Annotated in this window: 10 protein-coding genes; 6 read left to right on the forward strand and 4 right to left on the reverse strand. The window is 38.3% G+C overall.

Translation table 11 applies throughout. The features are described from left to right. The first annotated feature begins 96 nt into the window (after nt 1-96). Genes FHR28_RS04720 through FHR28_RS04730 form a run of 3 tightly spaced genes read left to right on the forward strand, consistent with a single transcriptional unit; the run spans nt 97 to nt 3744 of the window. A complete protein-coding gene (locus FHR28_RS04720) occupies nt 97-1050 on the forward strand; it encodes a metal-dependent hydrolase (RefSeq protein WP_004717305.1) in 954 nt (317 codons plus the stop codon). A gap of 28 nt (nt 1051-1078) precedes the next feature. After that, nucleotides 1079-1924, forward strand: coding sequence for an SDR family NAD(P)-dependent oxidoreductase (locus tag FHR28_RS04725; RefSeq protein ID WP_166782036.1), 846 nt, complete (start codon nt 1079-1081; stop codon nt 1922-1924). A 17-nt stretch (nt 1925-1941) separates the two neighbouring features. Then, complete coding sequence (locus tag FHR28_RS04730; RefSeq protein WP_166782037.1) at nt 1942-3744, forward strand: NAD(P)-binding domain-containing protein; 1803 nt, start codon at nt 1942-1944, stop codon at nt 3742-3744. A 38-nt stretch (nt 3745-3782) separates the two neighbouring features. On the opposite strand, the gene FHR28_RS04735 is transcribed toward FHR28_RS04730, so the two are convergent. After that, on the reverse strand, nt 3783-4472 hold the full coding sequence (locus tag FHR28_RS04735; RefSeq protein WP_166782038.1) for a DUF2306 domain-containing protein: 690 nt from the start codon (nt 4470-4472) through the stop codon (nt 3783-3785). A gap of 206 nt (nt 4473-4678) precedes the next feature. On the opposite strand from FHR28_RS04735, the gene FHR28_RS04740 reads away from it, so the two are divergent. After that, on the forward strand, nt 4679-5347 hold the full coding sequence (locus FHR28_RS04740) for a YARHG domain-containing protein (protein WP_034612492.1): 669 nt from the start codon (nt 4679-4681) through the stop codon (nt 5345-5347). Between the two features lie 130 nt (nt 5348-5477). On the opposite strand, the gene FHR28_RS04745 is transcribed toward FHR28_RS04740, so the two are convergent. The 3 genes from FHR28_RS04745 to gltA all read right to left on the reverse strand — a co-directional run bounded on the left by FHR28_RS04745 (nt 5478) and on the right by gltA (nt 10383). Further along, entirely contained in the window at nt 5478-7280 is a 1803-nt protein-coding gene (locus FHR28_RS04745) for an aminopeptidase P family protein (protein ID WP_166782039.1), read from the reverse strand. Further along, nucleotides 7277-8845, reverse strand: a complete 1569-nt coding sequence (locus tag FHR28_RS04750) for a peptide MFS transporter (protein ID WP_166782040.1) — start codon at nt 8843-8845, stop codon at nt 7277-7279. Before FHR28_RS04750 ends, FHR28_RS04745 begins: the two co-directional genes overlap by 4 nt. A gap of 263 nt (nt 8846-9108) precedes the next feature. Continuing rightward, nucleotides 9109-10383, reverse strand: a complete 1275-nt coding sequence (gene gltA, locus FHR28_RS04755) for a citrate synthase (protein ID WP_004717293.1) — start codon at nt 10381-10383, stop codon at nt 9109-9111. Nucleotides 10384-11452: 1069 nt separating this feature from the next. Here gltA and sdhC point away from each other — a divergent pair. Both sdhC and sdhD read left to right on the forward strand, forming a co-directional pair. Next, entirely contained in the window at nt 11453-11851 is a 399-nt protein-coding gene (sdhC, locus tag FHR28_RS04760; RefSeq protein ID WP_126606943.1) for a succinate dehydrogenase, cytochrome b556 subunit, read from the forward strand. After that, nucleotides 11851-12216, forward strand: a complete 366-nt coding sequence (gene sdhD / locus FHR28_RS04765) for a succinate dehydrogenase, hydrophobic membrane anchor protein (RefSeq protein ID WP_004717289.1) — start codon at nt 11851-11853, stop codon at nt 12214-12216. Before sdhC ends, sdhD begins: the two co-directional genes overlap by 1 nt. Nucleotides 12217-12223: the final 7 nt, after the last annotated feature.

The raw sequence follows: 12223 nt of genomic DNA on the forward strand, positions 1-12223 counted from the left end.
TCAAAGTAGAGTTTTTACTCAAAAGGCGATCTGTAGCTCATCAGCGTAAAGACGATGAAATGGATTGCCATATTAAATGAATAAAGAGTACCAGCTATGTTCGCTAAGCCAATTAAGAAAGCCGTTGCTAAAGTTTTTGCTGCGGCACCATTCAGTCTGGAAAATCAAACGCCGATTATTCCAATTCGTCATATGAAGTTTGATTTTGATCCAGCGCAAGTAGATCACCGATTTTATATGGATGCAGAATTGGCAAGTGCATATTTTGCGTCATTGTCGATTTTCTTAACTCGTGGTGAAGATCTTGTGATTGATACTGCTCGTTATCATCGTGATTTCATTACTGATCCATTATTGAAGCAACGTGTTACTTCATTGATTGGTCAAGAGGCGATTCATTCAAAAATGCATGAAGAGTTAAATGACGCTTATTTAATTCGTGATTTGCCAGTAAAGCTGTTTCGTACTTGGGCTGGCTGGGCTTTTGAATATGGGTTTGAGCGTCTTCCACAACCGATGAAATTGTCGTTGATGGCTGGTATCGAACATTTTACTGCGGTACTTGCAGAATACATGATGAATCATGAAGAAGTGTTCTTCCGTTCGCAAGATGAAAAACAACGGGCAATCTGGATGTGGCATATGCTTGAAGAATCAGAGCATAAGGATATTGCTTTCGATGTGTTTCAAGAATTATCAAATAACTATTTATTACGTATTGCTGGATTCTTTCCCGCATTGATCACGATTTTGGTGCTGATTTCAGCTGCATCATTTTTAGTTCCTTTTTATCGCAATCCTAAGAACCTGATTAGCTTACGTTATTGGAAAGAGATTCCATATAATTTTCGCCTGATCTTTGGCTTAAAAGATGGTGTTTACGGCAGTAGCTTTAAACATATTTTTGATTATCTTCGTCCCGATTTTCATCCAAATGATCATGATACATCTGAATTTTTGGACTATTACAAAGAGAAACTACTGAATCCAAAGACAGGTCTTCTTACGCCATATTTGACGAAAGAATTTTATCCTGCATTGCGTTCATAAAAACCTAAAAGAGATGGATTTAAAGTTTATGGGTATTTTTTCTAAAAAAGTTAAGCCGAGCCAAAATGCTTATGCGGTCGTGACTGGCGCAGGCAGTGGCATTGGACGTAGTTTTGCAATGGAACTTGCAAAACGTGGAGGAACAATTGTTTGTGCTGACATAAATCTGGATGCAGCCAAAGAAACTGTCAGTTTGATTGAATCACAAACTTCAGCTAAAGCATTTGCTGTGCAATGTGATGTGGGTGAGAAAGAGCAAGTAAAAGCACTTTCAGAACAAGCCGAAAAATTAATGAATCATCCTGTAAGCTTGATCATTAATAATGCGGGTGTAGGGCTGGGCGGTAAGTTTGATGAAGTGTCACTGGAAGATTGGCAATGGTGTATGCATGTCAACCTTTGGGGGGTTATTCATGGTTGTCATTATTTTGTTCCTCAGTTTAAGCAACAAGGTTATGGAGCAATTATCAATGTTGCTTCAGCTGCGGGCTATACAGCAGCTCCCGAAATGACTGCTTATAACGTAACAAAATCCAGTGTGCTGGCATTGTCAGAAACCCTTTCAGCAGAGCTTCGCGGTGACAACATTCGAGTGAATGTGCTGTGTCCAACATTAGTGCCTACAAATATTATGAAAAATGGTCGTTTGCCTGGTCATTATGCGGGTTTAGCAGATGATTTACTGATGAATCATGCATTTACCACCAGTGATCAGGTGGTGATTAAAACCTTAAATAACTTGGATGCAGGCAAGCTGTACACCATTCCTCAGCCAGACGCAAAACTGTTTTGGATATTAAAACGTGTATCACCCACCTTATATGCCAAAGCGCTAGGTATCGGATATCCATTATTTAACAAATACATCAAATAAGCTGCGAGTAGATCAAGATGACAACAGAAACAACTTTAGCTACGCTGCCTAAAGAGAAAAGCGTAGAGCAAAACTCAACACAAACTACAGTCGAAGACATTAAACAGGTGACTCAACAGAATACTGTGCAAGACAAATCGCTTGAAGCAAAACAGCTTAAAGAAAAAGCACTCGTAGAGAAGCAAGTTGAGGCAAAGACTGTTACAAAGCCAGCGAAAGCAAATACTGCTAAAGCTGAAGTCCAAACTCCGGCTAAAGCTAAAAATAAGCCTGAGGTAAAAGTTGAAACGCAAATAAGTGCTCAATCTGAAAAGCTTGGACAATCGGCTGAGGAAAAAGCGCCGACGATTCAGCACAAAGAAGCTGTGCATATTTATGACACCATTGTGGTTGGTGCGGGTATTTCAGGGATTGCTGCTGCTTATAAAATGAATCAAGCAGGCTATAACGATTATGTGGTACTTGAAAAAGCCAGTCGTGTGGGGGGAACATGGCGCGACAATAATTATCCGGGCTGCGGTTGTGATGTACCCTCAGCACTTTATTCATTTTCTTTCTCACCAAGCCATAAATGGAGTCATTTATTTGCCAAGCAACCAGAAATTCTAAGCTATTTAGAAGAGGTGGTGGAAAAATACGACCTTGGTGAGAAAATTGAATTTAATAATGAATTGATCAGTGCCAAATGGGATGAAACACAACATATTTGGCACTTAGAAACATCTAAAGGTCAATATCAAGCCAAGACGGTGATCTTTACGACAGGACCGATTACTGAACCTGCTTTGCCGAAATTAAAGGGCATTGAAAGTTTTAAAGGTGAAATGTTCCATTCAGCACGTTGGAATCATGATTATGATTTAACGGGTAAGCGTGTTGCAGTGATTGGTACAGGGGCTTCTGCAATTCAGTTTATCCCGCAAGTACAACCTTTAGCGAAACAGCTAATCGTATTCCAGCGTACAGCACCGTGGGTACTACCCAAGGCGGATATGGAGTTAAACGAAACGGCTAAAGGGATCATTTCTCGATTCCCAATCATTCAGCAAACTTGGCGTAATAGCATTGCACAGATTTTAAATGGGATTAACTTTGGATTGCGTAATCCTAAAGTATTGGAACCCGTGAATTTCCTAAGTAAGCAATTACTCAAACTGCAAATTAAAGATGAAACCTTGCGTAAAGCAGTGACACCGAACTTTACCATTGGATGTAAGCGCTTATTGTTTGCAAACAATTATTATCCAGCACTACAACAAGATAATGTGAATCTGATTGCACATGGTTTGGTTGAAATTGATGGAAATACAGTGGTTGCAGCAAATGGTGAACGTCATGACGTGGATGTGATTATTTGGGGAACAGGCTTTGAAGTTTCACATCCTCCAATTGGTAAACGAGTTTATGACAGCAATGGTCAAGTCCTTGCTGAGCGTTGGAAAAATAGTTCACCTGAAGCATATTTGGGTGCCAGTATTGAACATGTACCGAATGCGTTCTTGGTCCTTGGTCCAAACATTCTGGTATATGACTCATTTATTGGTATCGCGGAAGCACAAGTCGGTTATATTGTTGATGGCTTGTTAAAAATGCGTGAGCAAAAATTCACTCGCTTTGAAATCAAAGCGGATGTGCTTGCCCAGCATAATAAACGTTTGCAGAAACATTTAAAAACCACTGTATTTAATGCGGGTGGGTGTAAGTCCTATTATCTGGATGAAAATGGTCGTAACTTTGCAGCATGGCCATGGTCATTGCAACAATTACGTAACCAATTAAAACAACTAGATTTAAACCATTATAGTGTGAGTAAAAAATAAGTTTAGTGTTCAATTGCTGAACACTTTTTATGCGAGCCCTAAATTGATTTAGGGCTTTTATTTTTTTGTCTTGTGCGACGATGTAATCCAAAAATAATGATTTCAGCTAGGATTAGATTGACCACCCAACCTAACCAAGATTCTAACTGATAGATGTGAATTGGGGTTAACCAATCAAAATAAGGTTGTAACTCATAAAGCACGATTTTCCATGTCCTTAAGCTTAGCGCTGAAAGACTTAGTGCAAAACTACGGATCATCCAGTCACGATGTAAAATCCAGCGCTTTTTCAATAAAAAGTATAAAGCGGATAGGGTGGTGATCGCCCAGAGTGAACTTAATAAGACAAAGCTGATTTGTGTGGATAACCCTCCAGCCGCTGAAAAAGCTAAAATTAAGCCACTGGGTAAAGACAGCCCCAAAATGGTGATGATGTAGAGCCAACCACTCCAGCGATGAATTCGGGGATAACGCGTGCGAAAGACACGAAAAAACTGTGTAAATCCAGCGATGAGTACAAAACTACTGCTGATCACATGGATTTTAAAAGCCGCCTGCCAAGGTTGAGTATTGACTACATCTTGCTTTAACAAGAGAAAATACTGATCAGTTTGCCATGGGAAATATTGTAGACAAATTGCCACCATGAGATAGCATAAATAAGCATAGATCACGAGTGAAATTAGACTCAAGCTTGAATATGCCAAGGTAGTTTTTGTTTTGTTCATCACTGCTTATAATGGAATGGTGATTGAGAAATTATAATGGAAGATAAGTTGAAACAGCATATTTATGTTTGGGTATGGCATAGATTTTAAAATAAACCACAGAGAATCCTGATTTATTTATCTTAAAGTAGATCACAAAGCAAACAATTTAATCTAAAATCAATGTGAAAATGCATCCAATATCTTCATAACAAATAGGTATAACAATGAATAAAAGTTTAATCGCACTCGTCGGATTAGGAATGATTGGTTTCCAGAATAGCTATGCACTGGATATTCAACAGTTGCAAAAATCTTGGTCTGGAAAATATGATGAGCAGAAAATTGCTGTTTTCATCCAATCTATCGATCGTAATCAGGTCAAAGGCTATAGTGTTCTCGGTAAAAATAAACAAAATTTCTCAGGAAAAGTACAGACGACTTCACAAGGCTATAAAATTACCGCAACAGAAAGCGGTGCTAAAGCAAGTAGTGGTGTGTTTACGTTTACTGTAAAACAAAATCAGCCGAATGTGTTGGAGTCTAGTTGGGAATCTACAACGGCTAAGGTTAAACCAAAATATTTTGATTTAAAGCCGCAACAGTGTCGCTATCAAAAAGATGTCGGTGATTATCCAGTTGCATCACAACGTTTATTAAAAGATGAGGATCTACAAATTCCTCCTGAAGAACTGGACTGGATGCGTAATGAAATTTATGCGCGTCATGGTTATTCATTTGCCAATAAAGAGATTGCCTCTCAATTTGCTAACGATAATTGGTATATGCCATGCAGTACCAATGTTGAAAATCAATTAACTCAGATTGAAAAGACCAATATCCAGCGTATTAAAAAAATTCGCCCGTATATGGCGAAAATGGAATGGGGTCGTTGATCATTATTTTGATCATATCTGGTTTAAATGATAGCTAAAGCAAAAGCATTTTGATTTGATTTATATCATTATTTTTGCTTTAAAAAGCTCAAAGTCAGGTACTTTGAGCTTTTAAATTTTACGGAAAATGTTAAATAGCTTGGGTGTTTTCATTTAGCCAGTTTAAAACATCACCTTCTAGGTGAGGTGCTAATCGCTCTCTGACTGTTTGATGGTACTGATTCAACCATGCTTTTTCATCATGACTGAGTAGGTCTAAAACGATACACGTCAGGTTAATCGGACACAATGTTAGTGTTTCGAATTCCAAAAATTGACCATAGGTCGTATCTTCAAAATGCTTAATTTTGTTGACGACAAGATTCTCAATCCGAATGCCGTACTTGCCTTGATGATATAAACCAGGTTCATTGGAAGTAATCATCCCTTCGCGCATCTTGGTGGATGGTGTGACTGGGGCATAATATGAAATCACTTGTGGGCCTTCATGAACATTCAATGCATAGCCTACACCGTGACCTGTACCATGACGATAATCTAATCCGTATTTCCATAGCGTTTGACGGGTAATTGCATCTAATAGTGGTGATGCAATGCCTTCAGGGAAAACGCTTTGTGCAAGTGCAATATGGCTTTTTAACACCAAAGTGTAATCACATTTTTGTTCAGCGCTTGCTGTGCCTATGGGAACAACGCGGGTAATGTCTGTGGTTCCTTCATCATATTGTGCGCCTGAATCAATCAGCAGCAAACCATCACCACTAATCGCGCTAAAGCTTTCTTCTGTAGCGCGATAGTGGGGTAATGCGCCGTTGGCATTAAAACCTGCAATCGTTGAAAAACTTAAACCAATAAAACCATCTTGTTGTGCACGATATGCTGTGATTTTTTCATCAATAGTCAGTTCATTGATCGATTCTTTATCAGCCAATGCGTTATCTAGCCAATGAAAGAAATGACATAGGGCAACACCATCTTTGGTCATTGCACTGCGCACATGTGCAATTTCTGAAGGATGTTTACGTGATTTAAATAAACTGCTTGGATTAATGTCTTGGACTAAATGACTTTGCTGCTCAATGGCCTGTGCAGATGAAATTGAGACTTTAGCAGGATCAATTAAAATATTTTGTTGTTTAAGTTCGAGCAAAAACTTGATGCTTGCGTTATAAGCTAAGATTTCAATGTTATCCAAAGCAAATCTTTGCTGCATTTCAGTTGAAAGTTTTGCATCATCAATAAAAAGCACAGTTCGAGAATGGTCAATATATAAGTGTGCTAAGAACACGGGATTATATTCAACATCACGCCCCCTACAATTCAAAATCCAAGCAATATCATCGAGTGCAGAAATAAAATGCCCCGTTGCTTTTTTCTGAATAAGTTTGTGACGGATCGCAGTTATTTTTTCTAAGCGTGTTTGCGCATTTAAATCATCTGCCATTTGCCAAATGGGTTGTAGGGGCAGTGCTGGCCGTTCAGTCCAAATTTCATCAATTAAATCTAAGTCTGTTTGAATGACGAAATTGTGTTCTATCGCAAGCGCTGATAATGCGCTGTATTGTTGAGTTGAAATGGTATTTCCATTGACAGAGATTTTTGCATCTTTGGCTAAATGTTGTGAAAGCCAAGCCAAATGTGTTGAAGCAGGATCATGTGTCTGCTTTTGTAAAACGTAACCTGTATTTTCCAGTTGCTGTTCAGCTTGTACCCAATATCGACCATCTACCCACAAACCTGCGAAGTTTTGAGTAACTACAATTGTGCCGACTGAACCTGTAAAGCCTGTTAGCCATTGACGTATTTTCCAATAATCAGGTAGATACTCTGACATATGTGGATCTGCACTCATGGCGATAAAAGCATCCTGCTGATATTTCTTCATAATTGTACGAAGGTTTTCTAATTTGTTGGCAGGTGACAAACTGTTCATACTTTTTCCAATTGCATATCAATAGATTTTTGAGAGGGGGTCGATGTTTGATTGAGTAATTTACGAATCGGTTTTCTCATTAACCATAGAACGAGTGCGCCAAGAAGTAAAGCGATGACACATCGCACAAATAGCAAGGGTAATTGGTCAACTTCATGGATAGAAACATGACCACCAATTAAACCTGCCATCAAGTTTCCTAAAGCAGATGCTGTAAACCAAAGCCCCATCACTTGCCCACGAATGATAGTCGGAGCAAGTTTAGTCATGGTTGAAAGACCAACAGGGCTTAAGCATAATTCACCTAGTGTTAAAAGCAGGAGGCTTGATGCGATCCACAATGCAGAAACAGTTCCACCATTTTGGGTGATCAAGTAACTGGCAATGCTCATCACGAGGAAACCACCCGCAGCGAGAAGTAAAGCAATAATGAATTTGGTGATATAGCTAGGGTCACGATTTTGTTTGCCTAATTTAACCCAAAGCCATGCGATGATCGGTGCGAAAATAATAATGAAAAGCGGGTTAATCGATTGAAACCAAACTGCGGGTATTTCAAAGCCAAAGAATTGGCGATCTGTAAAGTCTTGGGCGAAAAGATTGAAAGATGTTGGTTTTTGTTCAAATGCTGACCAGAAAAGTGCAGCGGTGATGAGTAAAATAAAACAGATGATGATTTGTTTTTTCTCAGTATTATTCAAACCAGCAAAGAGCAATAGATAGCTGAAATATAAGGCAATACAAATACAGATTGTGATTGTGAAATATGTGGCGATCTGAATTGGATTGATGGTAATTACGCCAAGAGAAACTAGACCGATAATCAAGCCAACAACTGCAATAAAACCTATGATCATTTGGGGTGCTTTAGGATTGTAATGTACAGGACGAGCCCAGTTATTTTCATTGCCTTGCACATGATTAAATTGTTTTAATTGAGGCACAGTTATTAACTTAAAAATCAGTAAGGCGATTAACATTCCAACGCCACCGATTCCGAATCCCCAGTGCCAACCATGTTCTTTAACCAATAAACCAGTCAATAGTGGGGCAATCAACGAACCTAGATTAATTCCCATATAAAAAATGGAAAATCCTGCATCACGCCGTGAATCTTGAGCCTGATATAAAGTGCCAACAATGACGGAAATACAGGTTTTAAATAAACCAGAACCGATCACAATCAATACTAAACCAAAATAAAAAAAGAAATGTCCAAATAAAGCTGCTAATGCAATGGATAAATGTCCGAGTGCGATGATCAGTGAACCGTACCACACAGCGCGCTCCTGACCGAGATAATTGTCAGCAACCCATCCACCCAATACGGTCATTAAATACATACTGCCTGCAAATAAGCCGACAATTGCTGATGCTGTTGGGCGATCTAAACCGAGACCGCCATCAGCAACTAAAGCCGCCATATAGAGGATTAATAAAGGGCGAATACCATAATAGGAAAAACGTTCCCAAAGCTCGGTAAAAAATAAACCTTTTAATGGTTTAGGGTGACCAAAAAAAGCTTGATCTGGGTCGTGCACTTGTTTGGATAAATGTTGAGGCATCTTCAATTCCTTTGAAAATGTATTAATAAAAAAATTTTAAACAATATATAAAATAAAGTTATTTGTTGGGTGTTTTTTAAAGTAGTGATTTGTAAGTTTTATAGTAAAAATATAAATTTCAGTTTTCTATGCTTATTATTGGTATTGTTATGTTTTGATTTTAAATGAATTTTAAAATAAATAGATTATACCAAATGGTATGAATATGTAATAAAAAACCACCCCAAAGGGTGGTCTCTTGTTCGATCTGAACGCGTAACGAATTAACGTTTGATATCGCGTTGAGTTTCGCCAGTATAAAGCTGACGAGGACGACCGATTTTGTACGGGCCGCTGTGCATTTCTAACCAGTGGCTGATCCAACCAACTGTACGTGCAAGCGCAAAGATTACCGTAAACATTTCTGTTGGGATACCAATCGCTTTAAGGATGATACCTGAATAGAAGTCTACGTTAGGATAAAGTTTACGTTCGATGAAGTACGGATCGCTTAATGCAATACGTTCAAGTTCCATTGCAAGCGCAAGTTGTGGATCATTGATACCAAGTGCACTTAACACTTCGTCACAAGTCTCTTTCATTACTTTTGCACGTGGATCGAAGTTTTTATAAACTCGGTGACCGAAGCCCATAAGTTTAACTTCTTTAGTTTTTACTTTTTCCATGAACGGTGCAACATTTTCTACAGAGCCGATTTCATCGAGCATCTTAAGAACAGCTTCGTTTGCACCACCATGCGCAGGTCCCCAAAGTGCAGCAATACCCGCAGCGATACATGCATAAGGGTTAGCGCCTGTAGAACCAGCTAAACGTACTGTAGACGTTGATGCATTTTGTTCATGGTCAGCATGAAGCGTAAAGATACGATCCATTGCTTTAGCAAGAATAGGGTTAACTTTGTAATCACGATCTGCTGGAGTAGCAAACATCATGTACAAGAAGTTTTCAGCATAGCTTAAATCGTTACGTGGATATACGAACGGTTGACCGATTGTATATTTGTAAGTCCAAGCAGCTAAAGTAGGAATTTTAGCAACTAAACGAACTGCAGTGATTTCACGGTGGTCTACGTTTTCAACGTCAAAACCGTTGTGATAGAACGCAGATAACGCACCCACTACACCACACATAACCGCCATAGGATGAGCATCACGACGGAAACCATTGAAGAAACGGCTAACTTGATCGTGAACCATTGTGTGGTTGCGGACTTTGTTTTCGAAGTCTGTTTTTTGTTCAGCAGTTGGAAGCTCACCGCTTAACAATAAATAGCAAGTTTCTAAGTAAGAAGCTTGAGTTGCAAGTTGAGCAATCGGATAACCACGGTGTAAAAGAACGCCTTTATCACCATCAATGAAAGTGATTTTAGACTCGCAAGAAGCTGTCGCCATAAAACCAGGATCAAAAGTAAAGTGACCTGAAGCCAACACATCCTTAACGTCGATTACATCTGGGCCCAATGTGCCGCTGTAAATTGGTAATTCAATTTTTTTGCCATCAAGCTCTAGAACGGCTTTCTTGCCAGTTGCTGCAGACATTCAATAGATCTCCTGTCCTGGTGGATATTTTATCTAACTTGCTGAGTCATCTTGTAATGTACAAGTCAGACGGATCAAAAATTGCTATTTAGCTTAGTGAGTACTGAAATTTTGTCAATTATACTTATGGATGAAAAACAATGTTTTCATCAGTAGTTAGTCTAACTTTAACCAGTAAGATTGATCATTAAATTTCAGAGTCGGTCAGTATAATAAGGTAAATTCTAAAGAAGGTGCAGAAAAATAATTGTGATTGCTAGACAGGAAATGGCATTTTTGACCAATATTTTGTGGCTTTTGTAAGTTGCGAAATGCATTGTTGCTGTTTTAAAACCATCTGAATTTCACGACTTACATAGCTTTTGCCATTATTTTTGTGTAAAAAACACCCAAATGAGTTGATGAAATATTTATTTTCATTTTAATGCTTAATTGATTAAAAAATAGTTTTTATTGAAGCTTTTAAAGGATAAAAAATAATCGAATCAGTATAAAAATAGGCATTTAGTTGCCTTAGGAATAATCAAATACCATAAAATCTTGCAGCTAAATTATGAATTATTCACAAACTAAGTCTTTCTTTCTTATTATAAAGCTTTCAGTCAAATCACTGAATTAAATGGCACCCATTTAAAATAGGAATAAAGGACTATTTTAAAATAACATGTTGGGTATCTACTAAAGCTTAACCAGCTGATGAAAAATAAAACAGCAGGGAGAAATTAACCACAGGACGATTTTGTCCGTAATGTTGTGCTTTAGTCTAAATTTATAAAAATAATATAAGTCGTAATTATGTGTAAAAGTAATATGTTTAAATGTCATAAAAAATAACGAGATAGCCTTGAAAAACAGAGGTGGGGGATCTGCTTTATTTTTCAAATGGGTGTAAATGATTCTTATTTGAGTGATTTTTAAAGAAAAAGCCAATTTCGATGGTTTGTATTTTGACAGTGCACGTTTTATAATTCAGTGTCGTTTAAAGTTCAGGCAATTTAATTTGTCTGACAATGCTAGCTTTCCTTCGAATTAATTCCAACAAACTCCGGATGGAGTTTTTACTTACAGGATGCCCGCTGTGAAAAGCAACAGACCTGTCAATTTGTCCATGGGTCAAGTTTTAGATGTAAACTTAAAATCCCCTGTGGCTATTGCATCAATTCTACACCGTCTATCAGGTGTCATCGTATTTTTACTCGTACCGGTACTTTTGTGGCTTTTAGACAAGTCTTTGTCTTCGCCTGAAGGCTTTGCTCAAGTTCAAGCAATCTTTGGTGGCTTCATTGTACGTTTTATCGTATGGGTATTTGTCGCTGGTTTATTATTCCATTTCATTATGGGTATTAAGCACTTACTTGCTGACCTAGGCTTTGCTGAAGAGTTGCAAAGTGGTCGCGTAGCAGCAACTATTGCATTAATCTTGGCTGCGATATCAGTTATCGCTTCATTTGTATGGATCGTTCTCTAATGAAAAGTGCTACAGGTTTAACGGGTTCAGGTTCTCGTGATTGGTATATCCAACGCGTAAGTGCTGTAGTTCTAGCTGTTTATACTGTTGTGGTATTAGGTTGGATTCTGTGCAATGGCGGATTTAACTATGAGCAATGGTTTGGCTTTATGATGACACTTCCGATGAAGATTTTATCTTTATTGGCAGTCTTATCTCTTGTTGCGCATGCTTGGATTGGTATGTGGCAAGTATTCACTGACTATGTGACTACTCGTCAGATGGGTCCTTCAGCTTCAGGTTTACGCATCGTGTTAACTTCAGCAGTGATTATTGCTGTTATTGCATATGCGATCTGGGCAATCCAGATTTTTTGGGCGAATTGATAGGAAA

It is taken from the genome of Acinetobacter sp. BIGb0196, assembly GCF_011759595.1.
GTDB lineage: Bacteria > Pseudomonadota > Gammaproteobacteria > Pseudomonadales > Moraxellaceae > Acinetobacter > Acinetobacter guillouiae.